At 64.9% G+C, this 23414-nt stretch carries 16 protein-coding genes; 4 read left to right on the top strand and 12 right to left on the bottom strand.

Annotated elements, in window-relative coordinates; translation table 11 throughout:
* Positions 1-113: 113 nt before the first annotated feature.
* The gene (gene sucD / locus AEQ27_RS15170) at positions 114-1001 is read right to left on the bottom strand and encodes a succinate--CoA ligase subunit alpha (RefSeq protein ID WP_054147429.1); all 888 of its coding nucleotides are present in this window, start codon (positions 999-1001) and stop codon (positions 114-116) included.
* 15 nt (positions 1002-1016) lie between these two features.
* Positions 1017-2180, bottom strand: coding sequence for an ADP-forming succinate--CoA ligase subunit beta (sucC, locus tag AEQ27_RS15165; RefSeq protein WP_054147428.1), 1164 nt, complete (start codon positions 2178-2180; stop codon positions 1017-1019).
* Positions 2181-2393: 213 nt separating this feature from the next.
* Between sucC and AEQ27_RS15160 the strand changes: the two genes are divergently transcribed.
* The 3 genes from AEQ27_RS15160 to AEQ27_RS17505 all read left to right on the top strand — a co-directional run bounded on the left by AEQ27_RS15160 (position 2394) and on the right by AEQ27_RS17505 (position 4160).
* Positions 2394-2804, top strand: coding sequence for an ester cyclase (locus AEQ27_RS15160; protein WP_054147427.1), 411 nt, complete (start codon positions 2394-2396; stop codon positions 2802-2804).
* 43 nt (positions 2805-2847) lie between these two features.
* Positions 2848-3081: a hypothetical protein gene (locus tag AEQ27_RS15155; protein WP_054147426.1), complete on the top strand. Its 234-nt coding sequence runs from the start codon at positions 2848-2850 to the stop codon at positions 3079-3081.
* A gap of 845 nt (positions 3082-3926) precedes the next feature.
* On the top strand, positions 3927-4160 hold the full coding sequence (locus AEQ27_RS17505; RefSeq protein WP_054147425.1) for a hypothetical protein: 234 nt from the start codon (positions 3927-3929) through the stop codon (positions 4158-4160).
* A 289-nt stretch (positions 4161-4449) separates the two neighbouring features.
* Here the strand turns inward: AEQ27_RS17505 and AEQ27_RS16830 are convergent, their stop codons facing one another.
* From AEQ27_RS16830 to AEQ27_RS15135, 5 genes are all read right to left on the bottom strand, one after another.
* Entirely contained in the window at positions 4450-6357 is a 1908-nt protein-coding gene (locus AEQ27_RS16830; protein ID WP_255349771.1) for a UvrD-helicase domain-containing protein, read from the bottom strand.
* Positions 6335-8827, bottom strand: a complete 2493-nt coding sequence (locus tag AEQ27_RS16825; RefSeq protein ID WP_161805564.1) for an AAA family ATPase — start codon at positions 8825-8827, stop codon at positions 6335-6337. The genes AEQ27_RS16830 and AEQ27_RS16825 overlap by 23 nt, the downstream gene beginning before the upstream one ends.
* Before the next feature lie 311 nt (positions 8828-9138).
* The gene (locus AEQ27_RS15140) at positions 9139-11562 is read right to left on the bottom strand and encodes an ATP-dependent helicase (RefSeq protein ID WP_054147423.1); all 2424 of its coding nucleotides are present in this window, start codon (positions 11560-11562) and stop codon (positions 9139-9141) included.
* Positions 11563-11853: 291 nt separating this feature from the next.
* Complete coding sequence (locus AEQ27_RS17500; RefSeq protein ID WP_152970407.1) at positions 11854-13458, bottom strand: FlxA-like family protein; 1605 nt, start codon at positions 13456-13458, stop codon at positions 11854-11856.
* A gap of 185 nt (positions 13459-13643) precedes the next feature.
* Positions 13644-14636, bottom strand: coding sequence for a glycerophosphodiester phosphodiesterase family protein (locus tag AEQ27_RS15135; RefSeq protein WP_054147422.1), 993 nt, complete (start codon positions 14634-14636; stop codon positions 13644-13646).
* Between the two features lie 274 nt (positions 14637-14910).
* Between AEQ27_RS15135 and AEQ27_RS15130 the strand changes: the two genes are divergently transcribed.
* On the top strand, positions 14911-15744 hold the full coding sequence (locus tag AEQ27_RS15130) for a Bax inhibitor-1/YccA family protein (protein ID WP_054147421.1): 834 nt from the start codon (positions 14911-14913) through the stop codon (positions 15742-15744).
* Positions 15745-16085: 341 nt separating this feature from the next.
* On the opposite strand, the gene guaA is transcribed toward AEQ27_RS15130, so the two are convergent.
* The 5 genes from guaA to AEQ27_RS15105 form a co-directional block, all read right to left on the bottom strand.
* On the bottom strand, positions 16086-17639 hold the full coding sequence (gene guaA / locus AEQ27_RS15125) for a glutamine-hydrolyzing GMP synthase (RefSeq protein WP_054147442.1): 1554 nt from the start codon (positions 17637-17639) through the stop codon (positions 16086-16088).
* A 92-nt stretch (positions 17640-17731) separates the two neighbouring features.
* Positions 17732-19123, bottom strand: coding sequence for an SURF1 family cytochrome oxidase biogenesis protein (locus tag AEQ27_RS18825; RefSeq protein WP_054147420.1), 1392 nt, complete (start codon positions 19121-19123; stop codon positions 17732-17734).
* A 55-nt stretch (positions 19124-19178) separates the two neighbouring features.
* Positions 19179-20696, bottom strand: coding sequence for a cation:proton antiporter (locus AEQ27_RS15115; RefSeq protein WP_054147419.1), 1518 nt, complete (start codon positions 20694-20696; stop codon positions 19179-19181).
* 4 nt (positions 20697-20700) lie between these two features.
* A complete protein-coding gene (locus tag AEQ27_RS15110) occupies positions 20701-21231 on the bottom strand; it encodes a cation:proton antiporter regulatory subunit (RefSeq protein ID WP_043595745.1) in 531 nt (176 codons plus the stop codon).
* Positions 21232-21497: 266 nt separating this feature from the next.
* A complete protein-coding gene (locus tag AEQ27_RS15105; RefSeq protein WP_082383643.1) occupies positions 21498-23357 on the bottom strand; it encodes a glycerol-3-phosphate dehydrogenase/oxidase in 1860 nt (619 codons plus the stop codon).
* Positions 23358-23414: the final 57 nt, after the last annotated feature.

Here is a 23414-nt window from a genome sequence, read left to right as displayed (position 1 = left end):
GCCGCGCCTGCACCGCGCCCACACGGACGACGACGGGCGTGTCCGTCGTGACCGGGCGTCCGAGGACGACCGGCCGTGACGAACACGCCCGTCGAGGAGGCGCGGGTCGGCCCCTAGAGGGAGGCGAAGACCTCACGGAGCAGCGCCGCGGTCTCGCTCGGCGTCTTGCCGACCTTGACGCCGGCGGCCTCGAGTGCCTCTTTCTTGGCCTGGGCGGTGCCGGCCGAGCCGGACACGATCGCACCGGCGTGACCCATCGTCTTGCCCTCGGGGGCCGTGAAGCCCGCGACGTAGCCGACGACGGGCTTGGTGACGTGCGCCTTGATGTAGTCGGCGGCGCGCTCTTCGGCGTCGCCGCCGATCTCGCCGATCATGACGATGGCCTTGGTGTCGGGGTCGGCCTCGAACGCCTCGAGGGCGTCGATGTGCGTCGTGCCGATGACCGGGTCGCCGCCGATGCCGATGGCGGTCGAGAAGCCGAGGTCGCGCAGCTCGAACATCATCTGGTAGGTCAGGGTGCCCGACTTCGAGACCAGGCCGATGGGCCCCGAACCCGAGATCGAGGCGGGCGTGATGCCGACCAGCGACTCGCCCGGCGTGATGATGCCGGGGCAGTTCGGACCGATGATGCGGGTCGTGCCACCCTTGGCCTTGGCGAGCGCCCAGAACTCGGCAGCGTCTTGCACCGGGATGCCCTCGGTGATGACGACGACGAGCGGCACCTCGGCCTCGATGGCCTCGACGACGGCGTCCTTGGCGAACGCCGGCGGTACGAAGACGATCGAGACGTCGGCGCCGGTCTCGGCGACGGCCTCGGTGACGGTGCCGAAGACGGGCAGCTCGACGTCACCGTGGGTGACGGTCGTGCCGGCCTTGCGGGCGTTGACGCCACCGACGACCTGGGTTCCGGCCTTGAGCATGAGGGCGGTGTGCTTGGTGCCCTCGCCGCCGGTGATGCCCTGGACGATGACCTTGCTGTCCTTGTTGAGGAAGATCGACATTGTTCTGTGCAGTCCTTACTTCGAAGCCAGCTCGGCGGCCTTGTCGGCAGCCTCGTCCATGGTCGCGACGACGGTGACCAGCGGGTGCGCGGCCTCCGCCAGGATGCGTCGACCCTCGTCGACGTTGTTGCCGTCGAGTCGCACGACGAGCGGCTTGGTGGCCGCGTCGCCGAGGATGCCGAGGGCGGCGACGATGCCGTTGGCGACCGCGTCACAGGCGGTGATGCCACCGAAGACGTTGACGAAGACGCTCTTGACCTGGGCGTCGCCCAGGATCACGTCGAGCCCCGCCGCCATGACCTCGGCGCTCGCTCCGCCGCCGATGTCGAGGAAGTTGGCGGGCTTCACGCCGCCGTGCGCCTCGCCGGCGTAGGCGACGACGTCGAGCGTCGACATGACGAGCCCGGCGCCGTTGCCGATGATGCCGACCTCGCCGTCGAGCTTCACGTAGTTGAGGCCCGCGGCCTTGGCCTTCGCCTCGAGCGGGTCGGCCGCGTCGGCGTCCTCGAGCTCGGCGTGGCCGGGGTGACGGAACTCGGCGTTCTCGTCGATCGAGACCTTGCCGTCGAGGGCGACGATGTCGCCCTGCTCGGTGAGGACGAGCGGGTTGACCTCGACGAGCGTGGCGTCCTCGCCCTCGTAGACGGCGTAGAGCTTGACCAGCACGGGCGCGACCTTCTCGATCAGCTCGTCGGGGAACCCGCCGGCCTTCGCGATCTCGGTGGCCTTCGCCAGGTCGATGCCCGAGCGGGGGTCGACCTCGATGCGCGCGAGGGCGTCGGGCTTCTCGACGGCGAGTTGCTCGATCTCCATGCCGCCCTCGACGCTGCAGAGCGAGAGGTACGAGCGGTTGGCGCGGTCGAGCAGCACCGAGAAGTAGAACTCCTGAGCGATCTGGGCGCCACCGGCGATCATGACGCGCTTGACGACGTGGCCCTTGATGTCGAGCCCAAGGATGTCCTTCGCTGCGGCCTCGGCGTCGTCCGGGGTCTTCGCCACCTTCACGCCGCCGGCCTTGCCACGGCCGCCGACCTTGACCTGGGCCTTCACGACGGTGACGCCACCCAGCTTCTCGGACGCCGCTCGCGCCTCCTCGGGGGTGTCGGCCACGATGCCCGGCAACACGGGCACGCCGTACTGCTCGAACAGGTCTCTGGCCTGGTACTCGAAAAGATCCACGCTGTTCTTCCAATCCGCATCGCTGCGTCGTCTCACCATGATCCGTCTCGACATCGAGCCATCTCGACATGAAGACATATGGGCCAGCGGTCAGCCTAGCGGGCGACCCGAGGGGTACGCCGAGCGTCGCGTCTGCTGTGAGCATCGGCGGCCACCGACGACCTGGGGAGTAGACGAGAGGCACCCCGACAGAACGAGAAGACGGAGACACGCATGTCGAAAGAGAAGAACCTCGCCACGCAGGAACGCATCGGCGAGATCCTGACCACCCGTGAGATCGACCGCCTCGGCGAGGGCTTCCACGCCGACGTCGTCGACCACGACCCGGCCCCCGACGCACCCGCCGGCCTCGCGGGCATCCAGGCCTTCTGGACCGAGTTCTTCGCGGCCTTCCCCGACGCCGACCTCGGCGTCGAGACGCTCGTCGCCGACGACGAGAACGTCACCGCGGTCTTCACGATCTCGGGCACGCACACGGGCACGTTCCAGGGCGCCGAGCCCACGGGCAAGTCGTTCACCGTGCGCGGCATCCAGGTCGGCCGCTTCGACGAGGACGGTCTGCTGGTCGAGCGCTGGGGCGCCACCGACGAGGCCGGCCTCAAGCAGCAGCTCGGCCTGGCCTGAGCCGCTCCCCCACCACCACGCACCGCTTTCGGAAGGACGCATCATGAGCGACACCAACACCCCCGCAGCATCGGGCGACCAGCCCTACGACCAGGCCGACGAGTTCGCCGAATCCGAGCAGATCGCGACCAACGACGCCGTCGCCGGCGAGACGGTCTTCCCCGGTGTCGGTGAGGGCAACGACGGCCCCACCGGTGGCGCACCCCGAGAGGGCTCGCCCGAGTACGCCTCGAACGACCTCGAGGGCGACGAAATCGACCTCGACGAGGTCGAGTGATACTAAGTCGTCCCCTCGTCAAGTAGGGGCGCAAGAAATGCGACGGGCCGCCAGCCGTGCCTCAAGAACACGACCGGCGGCCCTTGCAGTTATTAGGGCGTCCGCACAATCTTGTTTCCGCCAACGGGCGTCTGGTAAGAAGTAGCCTTGTTTTTGACGACCAACTTGACTACATTCCCTTGCCACAGGCCCGTTGTAGCGTTACCTGCCGCGATTCGCGTTACGCCGCTCCAAGAGCCGCTTAGCGAACCTGTCCCGCTGTAGCCCAGGTTGCGGCCGCCGGAGGTAAGGCATGCCCCGGTGGTTGTGCAGCCCGGGGACGTCCAGTAGACGGCCCGTTGAAGCGCCGAAGCTTTGTTCACTGCCACCGCCGAGAGAACCTGTCCTTGTTCGTCCACATATTCCTCGACGTGAACCGATGGACTAGCCAGAGCACTGGTCGCTTCGATGCTTTGGCGGGTCTGTTCCCCGCTGTGGTCCTTCAGCCAATCGAGGGCCTGCTCGTATGACGTTGTGGGCGGCAGAACAACTGGCCCCTCAGTCGTGGCAGTTTCGGCACTCGCGGGCCCAGCTCCTAGTGCGCTTAGGACGATCATGCTGGCCGCCCCCAGGAAGGCCAGCTGATGAGATTTGTTCATATCTATCCCTCATTTCCAATCGATATTTTCGATTTGGCATGACGCTACTCGTCGAAGCGGGAGTGCGTAAGGGGTCTTTGTCTCCGCGGGTCTTGAATTTCCTCACCGAGCGCTGGGGCGCCACCGACGAGGCCGGCCTTAAGCAGCAGCTCGGCCTGGCCTGAGCCGCTCCCCCATCACCCCGCACCGCTTTCGGAAGGACGCATCATGAGTGACACCAACACCGCCGCAGCATCGGGTGACCAGCCCTACGACCAGGCCGACGAGTTCGCCGAGTCCGAGCAGATCGCGACCAACGACGCGGTCGCCGGCGAGACGGTCTTCCCCGGTGTCGGCGAGGGCAACGACGGCCCCACCGGTGGCGCACCCCGAGAGGGCTCGCCCGAGTACGCCTCGAACGACCTCGAGGGCGACGAAATCGACCTCGACGAGACCGAGTGACCTCGGTCGCCACAGTCTGACGACGCCCCCGACGCAACTCGCGGCGGGGCGTCGTCGCGTCAAGATCCGCCACCGACGGTCGCCGTCTCTATGCGTACACAAGAAGCGCCGTGCTCGGCTCAACAACCGAGGTCACTGCCCGACGGTCGTCGATGCATGAGAGGTCCAGCCGCGCCATGGGGCCTGAAGCGCAACAAGTAGCCATGACACCAACGCGTAGCGCCCGAATCAACCGATGATTGTTACGTCATCCCCGCCGCTCGGGCGCGTGAGTTCGAAGACGCGTGAACTAGAGAACAGTAATCTCGTCGGACGTGAACATTCCGTCAGCCAGGGCGCCACTCCGAGCAAGGGCCGGACTTGCCGTATAGGCGACTACAGCGAGGCTGTAGCGCGCTCGGCTGCACGCGACATACAAGAGGCGCCGTGTTTTGTCGATCGTGGTCTCCTCCCCGTTCCGCATATGTTCTACATCCGTAGAACTGGCCTCCTTGACACTGAATAATTTTTCATAGCTGAACCAATTTCCTTTTGCAGCCGAGTCGTCCAACACAACCATGACGCGACTAAATTCGAGGCCTTTCACACCCTGGTGAGTGTCGACACGAGATGAACCCACTGCGTAGTCGTAATAGCGCATGAACTCGTTGAGGGAAACGTCAAGCGCAATTCTCCATGCGTCGGTCAGCGAGTCGTTGCTGACCGAAGCCTGCTTCGTGTCGCCCTCCGTCAAGTCGGTGTCTCCTGAGGCAAGTGCATCGTCAAGTTCATCAGGAAGTGCCAATAATTTGTTTGCCTTGACAACCCCTAGGACCGCGCCCAGCGACGGGTCGTTACCGCGAGAGACATCACGAAGTTCTGAAACGGCGCGTCGAATCTGCGCCACTCGGCTGGTCGGCGTTGGTGCCGAACCGTTGGATGTCGATTGATCGAACAAGGGCGACGAGGAGCGAATTATTTGGTCTACCGCGAACGAGTCGTCGGCTTTGAGCGCGACCCACAAGGGCAATACCTGCTTGCCTAGGAACGCGACGGGCCCAGCTTGAATGGAGTCACGACTCGTTATGGCCGAACGAGTTTCACCGTCTGCATTGAACGCATCAAAGAACTCTTCAAAATGCAAGCGGGCAGCTGCCATGGAGTGCTCGAGAATTAACGTCTTGACAGAACCCTCTTGAGCGCGCCACGCGCCATCACCAGATAAGTGCGCCATGCGACGCATGACTTCTTCTTCGATTGCACCTCGATTCGCGGTGGGCGCGTCAGTAAGGAACAGCTGGACCGTGCCTACCTGCGCATCATCCAGAGGGCGCTGCTCAAGGCCGTCCACTGGCAGACGAATCTGATTGATTAGTTGCACGATCCGTTTCGACGATCTCCTGTTCAGGCCTTTTTTTGGCTGCGCCCAACCTCCAATAGTTTCCAAAAGATTTGGCTTCCCATCGAGGTAAACCCGTTGCATGGTGTCACCAAAAAGACCCAACACAAAGCGTCTATCATAGCGTTCGGCAAGGCCCAGAAGACCATCCATGATGGCCTTATTGGTGTCCTGAGCCTCATCGACCAGAACAACTGGATACCGCCCGACGATAATTTCTCGGAAAGTCGGCTTGTTTCGTATGAAGCTAGCCGCGGCCTGCAGCACCTGGCTGTGACTTAGAGCTCCCCTCCCAGGAACAATCTGGTCTGGGCTATAGGAAAACTTCTGAATTTGAGGAAGCTGCGCGAGCGATTCTTCATACCGCGCAATCTTCTGCTTACGCTCAACACTCGCCTTGGTCCCAGCCCTCCCCTTGCGCTCCGCCTCTCTGGTCTCTTGTAATTGCACCGTCAGGTGGTCTGCTAGCCAGATACGAAGGTCATCGTCGAAACCTCGCAATAAACTCCAAGCGAAAGAGTGAATCGTCGAGATGTCAGCGATGCTGGTGTCGCCGACTCGACTTCGAATTTCCTCAGTCGCTGCTCGCGTGAAGGTCACCACCGCTACGCGCTGGCGATTAGCTAGAAGTTCGGCTCCCCTCTTGCTACGAACAGATTTCAAAGCAGTCACGAGTGACCACGTTTTGCCGGCTCCCGCCCCGGCGTACAAGAAAAACGATCGCGGTCGAGTCCCAGTTAGATAGTCAGAAATAGCGTCCTCTACGTCGACCTCAAATTCGCATGCGCCTTCCACGTCACACCTCGTTTGCAGAGACATCGGCGCTACCATCCGTGTCGGAAGCGAGCTTGGCCAGACCCGTTACTAGAGGCAGCCGCTCAACCTGATGCTGAAGCCAAAGCAGCCCGTCTGCTATGTACAGAGGAGCCCTTACTTGTCCTGACGCCCGCGGAATGGTCAATATGTCTATGGCAAATCTTGCCTTCTCTCCATGTGCAAGTGACTCAAAGAGGGCAGACACGACAGCATTCAGATCACCTTGCTTGCCGAGTTCCAGAGCTTTCACTATCGCGCCGGTCAAGCTGGTGCCGACCGCTCGCTCGACCACGTCGTAATTGAACAGCGCCAGGGAGTCCTCGAAGGTCGAAGGCAGAGCAACGCCCAGAGCGATGCCGTCTCGACTCACTTCCATGTCGCCTTGAAAGGCGAAATGGACTAATCCACCCTGAACGGCAGCCTTAGTTTTCTCTGCGCCGTGCAGACCGACCAGCGCGTCAATGTCTTCAACCTCGAGCCAGTCCCTAAGCGACGTATTCATCGTCCTTTGCCCAGAACCCATTTTTGGCAAAACTTTTTTCAGTGGAGTGCCGGCGCCTGCATCCAGATCGGTGATGATAAGAGTTGGTATGCCAAGAGTTTCGACTAGCGGTCTCAAACGATGCGCATGGGCTCCGCCGATATCCAGGTACTCGATGTATCCCTGATTCAATGTTGGGAACTCGTTGGCCACGAAGTGCGGGAGGAGTATCCGTTCGGCTGCTCCCTCCAGGAGAACCAGTGCGTCTGCAAAGAGGACGTTGCAGTGTTGGACTTTAATGTATCTCTGTACGAACTGGCTGCTCTCAGTTTTATTGCCGAACACTTCTGCCAGACTGCGCACCGTGGTCAATGGAACGAGACCACGCACCTTTTCTTCGCGCCTAAAATAGCGAATCGAAGAGAAGTCGACCTCGTGGGCTATGTGGCTCGAGTGCGTACTGACAATGAGTTGCGTTCCAAGATCCTGACGCAACCTTTCTGAATCACCACATAATGTGGCGTAAGCATGATTTATGAATACCTGCTGAACTTGGGCATGCAGGTGCGCCTCCGGCTCCTCGACCAGAACCAGATGAATTGGGGGTACTTCAGGATTGACATCCGGCCTGGTAACGCCACCTGCCGCTTTTCCAACCCTGTGCCGACCGTCGCGGAATAGCATTAGATTGAATATCATGAGGACTAGATTCTGGTAACCAAGACCATTCATGCCCTCTGGCAGCTCCAACGAGGCATCCCCGCCTCCTGCCGGCTTACCGACCTGGTATCGCAAGACCGAACGGTGCGATAGACCGTCCACCAATTGCAAGCTAGTTCGAATAACTACTTCGGGATCGGATCCACCCGGGTAGCCCATCTTGGCGATTTCCTTAAGAGGTCCCTTAAATACCGAGGACAACCGTTGGTCAAACAGGCGAGATGCCTCTTGCGTCGCTCGAATGGCCTCCAGATCCTTGGGCTCTGGCTTGCGGTCAAAATCGAGATGACGTTCGTAATAAGTGGCTACTTGGCGTGAGAGCCGTCCAGACCGGTCGTCGCCCCCCAAATGCCGTTGGGCATTGACAATATCTACCTGGATCAGCTTGCCGAGGGGATTGCCTTCGAGGGGATTTGCACCCTGTCGCAGGGCCTGTGGCCCCGCCGGTTCCGAAACATCCTTCACTCCCACACACGTCTCACCGACGGATAAAGCAGGGTGGAGTTTATCCGGATCGAGTTTAAAGGCCTCCACGTGAAAATACGTGGACATCTGGCGAGTCAGAAAATCTGACAGCGTGCTCGGCCACAATCTTGCGGTCGTGTCGTCATTCGTCGCAGCACCAAGGGTCGTCACTACGAATTGTCGCCGCTCTAAGTACGCCGACCTGAGCATTTCTATGTCGCGGGGTGCCCAGCGCAATCGAACACCTACAACTCCTTGGTAGCTCTCCAAGAGCGGCAGGAGTGTTTCCACGCGATACAGCTCCTGCTCCTTAGCCATGATCCAGATGTCAAGGGTGGGGAGAACTGACATCAATTCTTTAGTCGCTGAATGGGAGTCCGTGATTGGCGGAGAGTCTGGCTCCGTGGCCGTCTCATCCGTTTCCCCCGCATCTGCCTCCATCTCGACTGGCGGCTGCCCCGTTTCAGTCTCGCCTGCCGTCTTCACGCCGGGCGTAGATTTGTCCTTCGTGGGCATCACCATCGTGTCGTCCGCCGTGGCGCCGAGTCCAGCCTCGTCCTCCCAGAATTTACCGACTCTGTCGACTAGTTCGAGATTCGAGAGGGTGAAGTCGGTAACGACAAAGCTTCTGGATTCAGCAAGAAAAAGCTGAATGGCGTCCATCGCAGATGTCTTCCCACTGTTGTTGGCGCCAACAAACAAAGTTGTCGCCTCTTCCACCTCTATGCGAACAGCATGCAGCTTTCGGAAGTTCTGGATTTCGAGCAGAGCTATTCGCATTTTTCCCCCGAGCGAGCTACGAGCCATGACTCCGATACGCGCATATGTCGAGACGGATACATGAGAGATTATCGCGATAGTTCTCCCTAGCCAAACTGCCCGCATCCACCTATGCAGTCCTCTTAGTGTGAGCTGGCCGCTACGCGGCTCAGGGTTGGTGTCGGCCTAGTCGTTACCCGCCCCGGCCTCTCGTGCATCTCTTAGTGTCGACTCTGCGTGAAAGGGTTCTAAATTTGTTAGAAAGTCGTCGCCGCCGAACTGGGCTACCTCCTCGATGAGAATCCCGGTTTCTGTCCAGCGGCGACCCGTGGGAGGCGTCTTGCCCTCATCGCGAGCGCTCATAGAATCTTCTCGATCGGCGCGACCTTGATCAGCAGCTTCTTGCGGCCGGCGGCGTCGAAGAGCACCTCGGCGATGCGGCGGGCGCCGATGCCGGTGACGGCCATGACGCGACCCTCGCCGAAGTCGACGTGCGAGATGCGGTCGCCCGCCTCGAGCTCCATGTCGCCGTTGTCGCGCACGGTGCCCGTGACCCGGTTCGCCCACTCGGTCTTCGGCTTGGTCTTCGCCGCCGCCGTGGCCCGGTCATAGCTGCCCGAGCCGTAGCCGCCCGACGCCCGCGGTGTCGCACCACGGTTGCCGTCGCCACCCTCGCGACGGGCGTTGAGCGCCCGCGGCTGCGTGCCCCCGCGGCTGGTGGCCATGCCCGGCGACTGCTTCCAGTCGATGAGCTCGACGGGGATCTCTTGCAGGTAGCGCGACGGCATCGCCACGTTGACCTCACCGAACTGCGCCCGCGTCATCGCGAGCGACAGGAACAGCCGCTGTCGAGCACGCGTGATGCCGACGTAGAACAGTCGTCGCTCTTCGGACGGGCCGCCGGGCTCGTTCGCCGACATGCGGTGCGGCAACAGGTCTTCTTCGACCCCGGTGAGGAACACCGCCTCGTACTCGAGCCCCTTGGCGGTGTGCAGCGTCATCAGCGAGACGGTGCCGCTCGTGTCGTCGAGGTCGTCGGCGGCCGCGACCAGCGTGACCTCGGTGAGGAAGTCGAGCAGCGTGCCGTCGGGGTTGTTCTTCTGGAACTCTTTCGTCACGGCGACGAGCTCGTCGATGTTCTCGGCGCGGGCCTCGTCTTGCGGGTCGCGCGACGCCCGCAGCACCTCGACCAGGCCGCTGCCCGCGATCAGGGCCGACAGGATCTCGTGGACGGGCGCGGTCGCCGCCGTGGCCTGCACGTCGTCGAGCAGTTTCGCCAAGCCCGTGATCGCGCCGGTGACCTTCGGCCCGAGGCCGAGCTGGTCGGCGTTGCGCATCGCGTCACGCAGCGGCGCCTCGTTGGTATCGGCCCAGCGCTGCATCGCCGTCTCGGTCGCGGGACCGATGCCGCGCTTGGGCACGTTCATGATGCGTCGCAGGGCGAGCGGGTCGGCCGGGTTGGCGACCGTGATCAGGTACGCCATGGCGTCCTTGATCTCGGCACGCTCGTAGAACTTCGTACCGCCGAGCACGCGGTACGGGATCGCCGAGCGGATGAAGATCTCTTCGAGCGCCCGCGTCTGCGAGTTGGTGCGGTAGAAGACGGCCATGTCTTTGTAGTCGGTGCCCGACTCGTGCAGCGCCGCAATCTCGTCCGCGACGAACTGGGCTTCGTCGTGACCGGTGTAGCCGGTGAACCCGACGATCTTGCTGCCGGCGCCGACCGTGGTGAAGAGGTTCTTGGCCTGACGGTCGAAGTTGTTCGAGATGACCGCGTTGGCGGCGTCGAGGATGTTCTGCGTCGAGCGGTAGTTCTGCTCGAGCAGGATGACCTTCGAGTTCGGGAAGTCTCGTTCGAACTCGACGATGTTGCGGATGTCGGCGCCGCGGAAGGCGTAGATCGACTGGTCGGAGTCACCGACGACGGTGAGCGACGCCCCGGGGATGCCGCCGCTGCCGTCGCGCATCGACTGGACGAACTGGCCGCCGCGCTCGAGCTCGTCGACGAGGTCGGCCTGCACGGGGCGGGTCAGCTCGCGGATGAGCGAGTACTGGGCATGGTTGGTGTCTTGGTACTCGTCGACCAGGATGTGCCGGAACCGCCGCTGGTACTGCGCCGCCACGTGCGGGAAGGCCCGGAACAGGTAGACGGTCTGCGCGATGAGGTCGTCGAAGTCGAAGGCGTTCGCCCGCTGCAACTCGCGGGTGTACTGCCGGAAGATCTCGAGGAACATGACCTCTTGCGGGTCGTTCATGTTGATCTGGCGCGAGTACGACTCGACGTCGCTGAGCTCGTTCTTGAGCTTGGAAATCTTGCCCGACGCCATGCTGACGGTGAGCCCGAGCTGGTCGGCGTCGAGCTCTTTCAAGATGCGCTTGAGCAACGCCCTCGAGTCGGCCGAGTCGTAGATCGTGAAGCTCTTGGTGAAGCCGAACTGCTCGGCCTCGCGCCGCAGGATGCGCACGCACGCCGAGTGGAACGTGCTGATCCACATGCCTTCGCCGGCCTGACCGACGAGGTGCGCCACGCGCTCGCGCATCTCGGCCGCGGCCTTGTTGGTGAACGTGATGGCGAGGATCTGACTGGGCCATGCCTCGCGAGTCGCCAACAGCCCGGCTATGCGGCGGGTGAGGACGCTGGTCTTGCCCGAGCCGGCACCGGCCACGATCAGCAGCGACTGCCCGCGGTACTCGACCGCCTCTTTCTGCTGGGGGTTGAGACCGGCGGTCAGGGGGTCGCCGGAACCGCCGGCAGCGTCAGAGGGCTCGAGCACGATCGTCATGGCCCGGCAAGTCTAGGCGCGACCACCGACATCGTGAATGCGCGGAAAGGCTCCAGGTCGCCCCGTGGCGGCGGCGTGCAGAAAGGAAGACGGAGCATCTGTCCACGGGTGACTCCCGCAACCCAACTTGGAGCTTATGAAGGAGGCCGAAGGGCGAGTACGTCGTTAGATTGCGGTCCCGTCGTGAAATTGCGGTCCCACAGTCCCACAGTCCCGCCGGCGTCGTTCAGCAGGCGGTCATGCCATACGGGAAAACGGTTGCGATAGCGACGGAGGCAGGACACCAACAAGCTATTTGTAGAGTTTGTGACCAACGTGATTGACGATAATGCGTCCCCCGGTTTCGTCCTGAGCAAAGTGGATTCGGGCAACCTGTGGCCAGGGCACTGCGTCAGTGACCTTAACATGGGGCACGTTGTTCCAGCCACCCTTGCCCTCGAAGTGAAATGCGGCATCCGCCTTATGATGAGTTTCAATTTGTGAGTCATGAAATGAAACGGCTATGCCGAAACTCGCTTCGATCCAGTCATCCAGCCTGCCGTCAATCTTTGGTTTAGAAGCGTTGCCGTATTGCTCCATGGCCCACCGGCTTAGCCCGATGAGGGCCTGCGTCATCTGCTCATTATTGGAGAGCGAGGCCTTACGCCAGGATGACAGCGCATTAGGCGTAAATGTGATCCGACCTTCGGACGCTTCTTCGAGGAAACGATAAGTAGGTTCAGCATTCTTAGAATCTAGTATCGGTGCATCATCAATCAAAGTGATATCGTCTTGATCCGCGGCGATGCTGATCTTTTGTATTTGAGCTTGCAGATTATCTGCCTTAGCCCTCTGCTCGTTTCTTTCGCGCTCAACCTCTTCAAGCTCTCCCTTGGCAGCGTCGGCGTCTCGGGCGTAAGCGTTGGTTAGCAACTCCGCGTCGTCTAGCTGCTGTTTGAGCTTTGAGGCCTGCTCCTGCAGCGCCGCGATTTGCGAAGACAAGTCGCCGTCTGAGGCTGCTCGATCCGCTTCCTCGGCAGCCCGAGAGACACCTTCGGTGAGAGCCAGTTGTCGCAAAGCAGCCCATCCCACGTCTGCACCCCGCGCACGGACCGACAGGTCGGCGAGCAGAGCCATGAGGCGGCTTCGAAGCCCCTCCTGCCCCAGGGCCTCAAGTTCTTCCCGAACGAAGACGAGTGGCGGCGAGGAGAGCCTGGACCAAGCGAGCACTGCTCCACCAAACGGAACACGAACACTCGGAATTTCAGCCTCTATTAGACGCGTGTATCTGTATCCCGCCACAACGACACGAACCAGGCCGATCAGCCTTTTTGCGATTATCTTCGCGGCGTCCCACTGAGCCTGGCCCTGAGGATGCATAACGATGATGGGTATGCGGCTTGGGTTCTGCAGTGCTTGCGAAACGGCCCTAGCCTCGGCGTCCGATTGCACAAGCAGATAGCGGCCATCTTGAACTGCTCCCTCAGCCGCCAGAGAAAGATGATCATCTGAAGCAAGCTCAAGAACAAAGGTCGGCTGCCGAATGGCGGGCGCTGGTGCAGGAAACAACCCAGGCGCCGTGGATTCACGTCCCAGCGATACACGAGCGGTAGCGTTTCCTCCCACATTCGCGAGAGTTATGCGAGATTCAAAAATTGTGCCCCCGCTGGCTGGCTGGCGGGTAACGATTTTGAGCGCCTGATCACCTCCGACGCGGAGCAATTCCCACCCTGACGCTCCTCCATTGGAACGCAAGAAAGACCCATCCTGGGTCAGGTCGATCTCATCCGGCTTCGTAGTCGTCTTCTCTACAAGCCAGTGGGCAGCGTGGCCGACGAGCCTATCCATCGCCGTCGGGCCATCGGCGATATCTTCGCGAAGCGTCACCTTGAAGTGAGTTACATACAAGATTTCCATTGCTCCCCCTCAGCCGTCAACTAGCCCAGGATACTTGACGAGCTCTCACAATGCGGACCGCGATCAAAGTAAGGCACGCAGGCTCACGTAGCTCCATAACTGCCTCGGCCCGTGTAGATCCAACCTGGTGCCTGAGACTTCACTGTTGTCCCTCGATATGAGGAGCCCCTCGATGTCGAGCGAGGTCAGCGGGACGCGAGGGCGACCCCCGCCTCCTCGGCGAGCTCGGGCTGGTCGGCGAAGACTCCGTCGACGCCGAGCGCCATGAGCGAGGTGAACTCGGCCCGCCAGTCACCGAAGGCGGCCTTGCCGCCGGGGCCGCGGTTGGCCTTGGCCAGGAACGCGTTCTCGGCACGGAGCGTCCAGGTGAAGACGTCGAGGCCGGCCGCGTGCGCCCGGTCGACGACCCGGCCGTCGGTCACCCCCCGGGCGTCGACGAGCGTGTGCTTGTCGAGGCTGACGCCGTGCAGCCCCGCGTCGACGAACGACTCGAGCGACTCGGCGTGCAGCTGGTCGCGATAGCCCACCGACGATCTGCCCGCTGCGACCAGGTCGGCCGCGACGCCGGCCTTCTCGAGCAGGTAGACGAGCCGGGCCCCGAGTCGCTGGTCGGCCAGCCGACCGAGCACGGTCTGCTCGAACGACTCGATGGTCAGCCGGGGGTCGTCGACCCACCGCCGCTGCCGCAACTCGTCGGCGAGCAGCTCGCCGAGCGGCAGGCCGATGGAGTCGAAGTAGGTCGCGTGCTTGACCTCGGCCACGAGCCCGACCGGGCGATCGGCCGCGTCGAGCAGGTCGAGCAGGTCACCCAGCCGCTGGATGCGCCCCTCGCCGTCGTGCGCGGCACTCTCGGGCCGCAGCTCGGGCAGCCGTTCACGGATTCGCAGCGTGCTGAGCTCGTCCCAGGTGAAGTCCTCGGTGAACCAGCCGGTGACCTTCGTGCCGTCGATCGTCTTGGTCGTGCGCCGGTGTCGGAACTCCTCGTGCTCGGCGACGTCGGTCGTGCCCGAGATCTCGTTCTCGTGCCGCAGGACGAGGACGCCGTCACTCGACGCGACCAGGTCGGGCTCGATGGCGTCCGCCCCGAGCTCGATCGCGAGCCGGTAGGCGTCTTCGCCGTGCTCGGGTCGGTGACCGCTGGCGCCGCGGTGGGCGATGACGAGAGGCGAGGTGGACACCCGGCCACGCTAACCGGCGTCCCCGTGCAGGGCCCGAGCCGCCCGACCGCCTGGGGAGAGCCGAGGAGGCGCGGCCCCTGGGGACGAGGCGTCTCACCCACCGCAGACGCAAAAGATGCACGGCATGCACGTTCGCCCTGCGAGAATGCGGCTCTCATCAGGCAGATCTTCAGCCATTCGTTGCACGACAGGCGTTAGCCTCATCTGTACGGAAACGCCTTCGTGAACCTACGTGGGCGGTCCACACATCCCTAGCGATCAGAAGAGGAACCCCTTGGCATTCTCGAATCCCGGCTTCAGTCAGTCGCCGGCCTTCTCGAAGAACGGCGGGCCCGTCATCCGTCAGCAGCAGGGCGCAGCCCAGCCGGTCGAGTACAACGGCATGACCGCCGAACAGCTGCAGCAGCTCTACTCGCAGCCCGCCGCCGGCCCCACGCAGACCGACCGCATGACGTACGAAGACACGATCTCGAAGACGCTGCTCGCGTTCGGCGTCGTCCTCGTCTTCGCCGCCGTGGGTTGGTTCGTCCCGGCCCTCGCCTTCGTCGGTGCCATCGCCGGCTTCGTGCTGGCGCTCGTGAACATCTTCAAGAAGAAGCCGTCCCCCGGCCTCGTGCTCGCCTACTCGGCGGCTCAGGGTCTGTTCGTCGGTGGCATCTCGTCGATCTTCGAGAGCCAGTGGGACGGCATCGTCACCCAGGCCCTGATCGGCACCGTGGCCGTCTTCGTCACGACCCTGCTGCTCTTCAAGAGCGGCAAGATCCGCGCGTCGGCCAAGGCCACCAAGGTCTTCATGATCGCGATGATCGGCTACGGCGTCTTCTCGTTGCTGAACCTCGGCCTGATGGTCTTTGGTGCCAACACCAACCCCTGGGGCCTTCGAGGCATGGAGATCGCGGGCATCCCCCTCGGTTTCATCCTCGGCATCCTCGTCGTGATCATGGCGGCGTACTCGCTCGTCCTCGACTTCGACCAGGTCAAGACCGGTGTCGAGCGCGGTGCGCCCCGCATCTACGCCTGGTCGGCGGCCTTCGGCATCGTCATGACCGTCATCTGGCTCTACGTCGAGATCCTGCGCATGCTCGCCATCCTGCGGGGCAGCGACTAGCCACCAGGGCGACACCAGCACCACCCCGAAGCGGGGCTCGTTCCGAGAGGGACGGGCCCCGCTTCTGTGTGTGGAGACCGACGGCCGAGTGGGCAAGCGGTGCTGTTCATGCGCGGATGAGGAGCGTGTTCTGCCCACTCGCTGAACCATCACTGATCAGGGAACGACGAGACCCCCTCGGAGACGACGAAACCCCTGGGACACAGCAAAACCCCCTCGGGCAGATGTCTGCCGGAGGGGGCTTCGCGTCACTGCGCTTCGCGGGAGGTCTCCCTCACTCCACGTTCGCGGCTACTGGTGGGCACTGACGGCGCAGAGCGCCGCCAGAATGAGGCTGCGCCTCATTCCCATTCGATCGTTCCCGGGGGCTTCGACGTGACGTCGAGCACGACGCGGTTGACGCCGTCGACCTCGTTCGTGATGCGGTTCGAGATGCGGGCCAGCACGTCGTAGGGCAGACGCGTCCAGTCGGCCGTCATGGCGTCTTCCGACGACACCGGGCGCAACACGATGGGGTGACCGTACGTGCGACCGTCGCCCTGCACGCCCACCGAACGGACGTCGGCGAGCAGCACCACGGGGCACTGCCAGATCTCGTCGTCCAGGCCGGCCGCGGTCAGCTCGGCCCGCGCGATGGCATCCGCCGCACGCAGCAGCTCGAGACGCTCGTGCGTGACCTCGCCCACGATGCGGATGCCGAGCCCCGGGCCGGGGAACGGCTGGCGACCGACGATGACCTCGGGCAGGCCGAGCTCGCGGCCGATCGCCCGCACCTCGTCCTTAAAGAGGGTGCGCAGCGGCTCGACGAGCTCGAACTGCAGGTCTTCGGGCAGCCCGCCCACGTTGTGGTGACTCTTGATGTTCGCCGTGCCCGTGCCGCCGCCGCTCTCGACGACGTCGGGGTAGAGCGTGCCCTGCACGAGGAACTTCACGGCAGAGTCGCCCTCGGCGGCGGCCTCGAGCACGAGCGCCTCGGCGGCCGCTTCGAAGCTGCGGATGAACTCGCGGCCGATGATCTTGCGCTTCTGCTCGGGGTCGGTCACCCCGGCGAGGGCGTCGAGGAACTGCTGCTCGGCGTCGATCGTGACGAGTCGCACGCCGGTCGAGGCGACGTAGTCCTCTTCGACCTGGCGACGCTCGTCGGCCCGCAGCAGACCGTGGTCCACGAAGACACAGATCAGCTGGTCGCCGACGGCCTCGTGCACGATCGCGGCGGCGACGGCCGAGTCGACGCCACCCGACAGGCCGCAGATGACGCGCGCGTCACCGACCTGCTCGCGGATGCGGGCGACCTGCTCGGCGATGACGTTGCCGCTGTTCCAGTCGGCGGGGATGCCGGCGGCACGGTGCAGGAAGTTCTCGAGCACGGCCTGGCCGTACGACGAGTGCTTGACCTCGGGGTGCCACTGCACGCCGTAGAGCTTGCGGGCGTCGCTCGAGAACGCGGCGACGGGGGTCGACGCGCTCGAAGCCAGGACGTCGAAGCCCTCGGGGGCCTTCGACACCGAGTCGCCGTGGCTCATCCACGTCGTCTGCGAGGTCGGCTGGCCCGACAGCAGCGTGCTGTCGCCCTCGGCGAGCGTGACGTCGGTGGCGCCGTACTCGCGCTGGCCCGTCTGCGAGACCTCGCCGCCGAGCGCCTTGGCCATCGCCTGGAAGCCGTAGCAGATGCCCAGCACGGGGATGTCGAGGTCGAAGATGCCCGCGTCGATGCTCGGCGCGCCCTCTTCGTAGACGCTCGACGGCCCCCCGCTGAGCACGATGCCCACGGGGTTCTTCTCGGCGATCTCGGCCGCGGTGATCGTGTGCGGAACGATCTCGCTGTACACGTTGGCCTCGCGCACGCGGCGGGCGATCAGCTGCGCGTACTGGGCGCCGAAGTCGACCACGAGCACGGGGCTCTGGGCGGTCTCGGGCGCGCGCTCGGCCGGTGCGGGTGCCGTGGCGGCGGTCGTCGCCGACGCCTCGGCGGTCTCGGGTGCGTCGGTCACGCGGGGGCTCCCTCGGTCGTGGGGGTGGTCTCGGCGGTCAGGGCTTCGTACTGCCGCGTCGCGAGCTTGGTCATGTGGCTCTCGACGAAGAACGAGAGCAGGGGCACGACACCGCCGAGCGCGATGAGGAAGAACCGCGAGAACGGCCACCTCATGAGGCTCCAGAGGCGGAAGTCGGCGAAGAGGTAGACGACGTAGAGCCAGCCGTGGGCGATGAGGATCGCGGTCGACAGGTTGAACCCCGTGGTCGAGTCCACCGGCACGAGGAACCCGCCCTGACCGCCGAGCTGCATCTCGAGCTGCAGCGGCGTGTACTTGAACACCATCTCGAAGATGAGCAGCAGCAACATGACGCCGGTCACGTACGCCGAGATCTTGTAGAACCTGACGGCACCCAGGATCTTCGGGATGTCGCGTTGCCGGGGCTTCAAAGGCATGGGCACGATTCTAGCCGCGCCCGTCGACGCGCCAGGACGGCACCTGTCGATGTCGAACGAGGCCGACCCACCGCCCTGCCGGGGCCGGGACGCGGGGGGTCGGGAGGCGCGGGTCGGCTGGGTCGCGCCGCGCGCGTCCGCCTCGGCCCGCGCCTCCTCGGCTTCTTCGTGCTCACGCTCGAACGCGTCACGGACGAGCCGGAACCAGAGGAACACGGCGAAGCCGGCGAAGACGACCCACTCGATCGCGTAGAAGACGTTGAGCCAGTTGAACTGCACGTCGGAGGCCGGCGGAGCGGAGTCGATCTCGCTCAGCGAGGCGGGCGCGGCGTCGGAGACGACGTAGCCGCCGTAGACCTGGCCGTCGAAGCCGGGCCATTCGTTGATCAGGGCGGCCACCGAGACGACGGTCTGCGCTCCGCTCTCGAAGTCGCTCTCGGTCGGCGACTCGGACGGGAAGTAGCGGCCCTCGACCGTGACGGTCGAGGTCGCGGCCACGGACGGCTCGGCGGCCTCGGCACCCTCGCGGGTCGCGGACCAGCCGAGCCCCACGGGCAGCGAGGCGCCGTTGGCCTCGTCGACGAAGCGGCCGATCAGCCAGTAGCCGGTCTCGCCACCGTTGACACGGTCACCGACGACGGCGAAGTCGTCGGGGTCGAACTCGCCGGTGACGGACACGCGCTGGGCGCCGAGCGAGTCGGCGAAGGGCGTCTGCGGGGTGGCGACGGACGACAGCACCTTGCTGGTCTCGGTCTCGGGGTTGACGACCTGCACGCTCTCGACGCTGCGCTCGATCTGCCAGTGACCGAGCCAGGCGAAGATCGCCGCCACGACCAGGGCGAGGCCGAGCAGGGCGATCCACCGGGGCCGACGGGCGACGTGCCACATGGTCGCGGGCAGCGGCTCGCCGTCGACGCCGAGGAGGGCGGGGCGCTGCTCGGTCTGGGTCACGGAGGCGATCGTACCTCCCGTCGCCCACGAACCCGCTGGGACGGCAGGGCCCGGATCAGTACTCGGGGTCGCGTCGGCGCGTGGCCCGCTGGTCGCTCTGCTGACCGGCCTGCTCGGCCCAGATCCGGGCCTCGTCGGCGTCCATCGCGTCGAGGTCGTCCAGGTCGTCGTCGCTGCCGTCGATGTCGTCACCCTCGGCGCCGTGACGGCCCGCGGCGCCCCGCCCTGCGGCAGCTCGTGCCGTCACGGCCCGGACCCGCTCGGTCTCGCGCTCGTCGTCGTCCTCGGTGACCTCGGTCTGGTCGAGGTCGTCGCCGGCGAGCGCGGCCTCCATCAGGGCGATCTCGTCACCGCTGCGTGCCTCGCGTTCGAGGCGACGGGCCTCGGCCTCGGCGCGCTCGGCCTTCTTGCGCGACCGCAGCAGCACCGAGCCGATGCGCTCGCTGTTCGAGGCGAGCACGGGGCCGAGCACCGCCATGATCAGCACGTAGAGACCGGCGAACGGCTGCAACCGCTCGTCGAGACCCGCGCCGGCGGACAGCGTCGCCAGGATGAGCGCGAACTCGCCCCGGTTGACCAGGATCACCGTCGTGTTGATGCCCGCTTGCGGCCCCAGCTTGTTCAGCCAGGCGACGAACTGCCCCGCGCCGACGTTCAACAGCACGGTCATGCCGACCGCGATGGCGACCGGGCCGAGCACGCTCGGGAAGAGGGCCGGGTTCAGCCCGAGACCGAAGTTCAGGAAGAAGAACGCTCCGAAGACGTCGCGCATGGGCAGCGCGAACTGTTCGACCCGGTTGCGGAACTTCGTCGCCCCGATGATCAACCCGATGAGGAAGGCGCCGATCGCGTCGGTCACGCCGAGCACCTCGCCGAGGCCGGCGAACAGCACGGCCAGGCCGAAGAAGAGCACGGTGAAGAGTTCGTCGTCGCGGGTACGCATGAGCCTCGACACGACGCGGCCGCCCCATCGGGCCACGCTGAACATCACGACGAGGAACGCGAAGGCGATGCCGAGCTTGAGGATCACCGGCCCGGGGTCGGTCTCGCCGCTGAGCACGACCGACACGATGGCGAGGTAGATGGCGATGAAGATGTCTTCGACGACCGTGACGCCGAGGATCATCGGCGTCTCGCGGTTGGCCAGGCGGTTCAGCTCGATCAGCAGCTTGGTGACGATCGCGCTCGACGACGTCGCCGTCATGCCCGCGATGATCAGCGCCTCGCGGGTGCCCCAGCCGAGCATGAAGCCGAAGATCAGGCCGACGCCCATGTTGATGGCGATGTAGCTGCCACCCGAGACGATCAACCGCCCGGCGTTCGAGAAGAACTCGTCTTGATCGAACTCGAGGCCGAGGTTGAACAGCAGCAGGATCAGCCCGAAGATGGCGATCAGCTCGATGTTGTCGGACTCGAAGCTGAGCGGGAACCACCCCGTGTTCGTGCTGGCGAGCAGGCCCACGATCATGTAGATCGGGATCGACGGCAGGCCGATCAGCTTGCCGGCGCGGCCGAGCACGTACGCGATCAGCAGCAGGATGCCGAGGACGATCAGCTCTTCACCCAGGTGCATCGGCCTAGCCCCCGGGCGGCGCGTCGACCGGCGAGCGGTGCTTGAGCTCGCCCGTGCGGTAGAACGAGAACGCCTTGGCGACCTTCTCGGGCGAACCGGCCACGACGAGCGTGTCGCCGGGGAACACCTTGAAGTCGCCCGACGGTGCCGGGTTGGCCGCGTCGCCGCGGACGACCGCGACGACGGTCAGGCCGACGACGCCCTTGGCGCCGAGGTCGCCGAGCGGCTGCCCGGCGATGTGGTCGTCGTAGTCGACCGTGAACCAGTCGATGCTGAGGCCGGGGATCTGGTCGAGGGCCGACAGGGACTCGGTGATGCGCGTGCCGCCGAGCAGTTCGGCGAGCGTGTGGGCTTCGTCTTCGCTGAGACGCAGCGAGACCTTCTTGACGTGGTCGCCGTCGACGTCGTCGCTGAACGTGATGAGGTCGCTGTGACCCGAACGGTGCGTGATCACACCGCACTTGCCGCCGTCGTCGGTGATGAAGGTGTGCAGCACACCCACGCCGGGGAGCTTGACTCGACGCACGTCAACCATGGTTCGTCTCCAGTGGACTCGGGGGCAGTCGTCTCAGCCTAGCGGCGGGTTCGGCCGCGGCAGCCGGGCTGCTCGTGCTGGGGAGAACGTCGCCTGGCAGCATGTTGTTCCCGACTCGCACGACCGAAGCCGACCCTCGGTCGCAGGCTCCCTCGGCGCTGGGGTCGCGGATCGCTTGGCGATCCCCCGAGCTCCACCGCGGGAGGCGCGGTGCCGGTCGAACCGGCACCGCGCCTCCTGCAGGTGGTCGCGCGAGCGACCCGGGGTCAGCCCTGCCGACCGCCCGGGCTGCCCGCCGAGGTGTCGTCGCCCGGCGTGCCCGCGGGCTCGGTGACCTTCTCGCCCGGCTTGGGTGCGCCTCCTTGGTCGGCACCGGCGACGACCATGTCGTCCTCGTCGAAGCCGAAAGTGATGTCGGGCGCCTCGAGGCGGACGCGGTCGGCCGACTCGTCGTCGGGCTCGAGCTGGCTCGCCCGCTCGGCCGCGACGCGCTTGAGGTAGTTCGCGACCTCGGCCTCGGCCTCGTCGTCGCTCCAGCCGAGCACGCCGGCCATGAGCTTGGCGGCGACGGGGGCGGCGGACTCACCGCGGTCCCACGCCTCGATCGAGATGCGCGTGCGACGCGCCAGGACGTCCTCGAGGTGAAGGGCGCTCTCGTGGCTCGCGGCGTAGACGACCTCGGCCCGGATGTAGTCGTCCGCGCCGGGGAGGGGCTCGGCGAGCGAGGGGTCGTCACGGATGAGGTCGAGGATCTCGTCCGTCGTGGTGCCGTAGCGGTTGAGCAGGTGCTCGATGCGCACCTTGTGCACGCCGAAGGCCTTGGCGATCTTGCCGCGTTTGTTCCACGCCGCGTGGTACCCCTCGGCGCCGATCAGCGGGATCTCCATCGTCGTGCTCGACGGGATGCGCCCGTCGAGGGCCGCGACGGCCTCGTCGATGGCGTCCTCGGCCATGACCCGGTAGGTGGTCCACTTGCCACCGGCCACGACGACGAGGCCCGGCACGGTGTGGGCGACGATGTGCTCACGCGACAGCTTCGACGTCTGGTCGGACTCGCCCGCCAGCAGCGGACGCAGACCGGCGTAGACGCCCTCGACGTCGGCACGGGTGAGCGGCACGGCCATGACCTTGTTCACGTGCTCGAGGATGTAGTCGATGTCGGCCGCCGTCGCCGCGGGGTGGGCCTTGTCGAGGTCCCAGTCGGTGTCGGTCGTGCCGACGAGCCAGTGACGACCCCACGGGATGACGAACAGGACGCTCTTCTCGGTGCGGAAGATCATGCCCATGTCGGAGTGGATGCGGTCGCGCGGCACCACGAGGTGCACGCCCTTCGACGCCCGCACCTTGAACTGTCCCCGCTCGCCGACCATCGCCTGCGTGTCGTCCGTCCAGACGCCGGTCGCGTTGACGACCTGCTTGGCCCGGATCTCGAAGTGCTCGCCGGTCTGGTAGTCGTGGGCCTTGACCCCGACGACCCGCTCGCCGACCTTGACGAAGCCCTCGACCCGGATGCGGCTCGCGGCGTGGGCGCCGTAGCTCGACGCGGTGCGCACCAGCGACGAGACGTAGCGGGCGTCGTCGACCTGGGCGTCGTAGTAGGTGAGGCCACCGACGACCGCGTCCTTGGACAGGCTCGGGATGGCGCGCAGCACCTGCGTCTTGCTGAGGTGGCGGTGGTGGGGCACGCCGGGCGGGCGGCCTCCGGTCCAGCTGAAGATGTCGTAGAGCGCCATGCCGGCACCGATGTAGAACCGCTCGTAGATCGGCTTGCTCAGGGGGTAGAGGAACCGCACGGGCTTGACCAGGTGCGGCGCGAGACGCTGCAGCAGCAGGCCGCGCTCGATCAGGGCCTCGCGGACGAGCCGGAAGTTAAGCTGCTCGAGGTAGCGGATGCCCCCGTGCACGAGCTTCGACGAGCGGCTCGACGTGCCCGAACCCCAGTCGCGGGCCTCGACGATGCCGACGCTCAACCCCCGGGTCACCGCGTCGAGCGCGGAACCCGCACCGACGATGCCACCCCCGATCACGAGGATGTCGAGTTCTTTCGTCTTCAGTGCTTCGACGGCTGCGGCCCGTTCGTCGGGGCCGAGCTTCGTGGAGAGCGAAACGGACGCGGACTTGGCCATGCGAGCCTCCATCGTTGGATTCGGTCGGCCCGGCCTCTCGACCGGACCACCCCATCA

The sequence above is a fragment of the Frigoribacterium sp. RIT-PI-h genome (genome assembly GCF_001297205.1).
In the GTDB taxonomy this organism is placed as follows: domain Bacteria; phylum Actinomycetota; class Actinomycetes; order Actinomycetales; family Microbacteriaceae; genus Frigoribacterium.
This window is presented reverse-complemented; position numbering and strand designations above follow the sequence as displayed.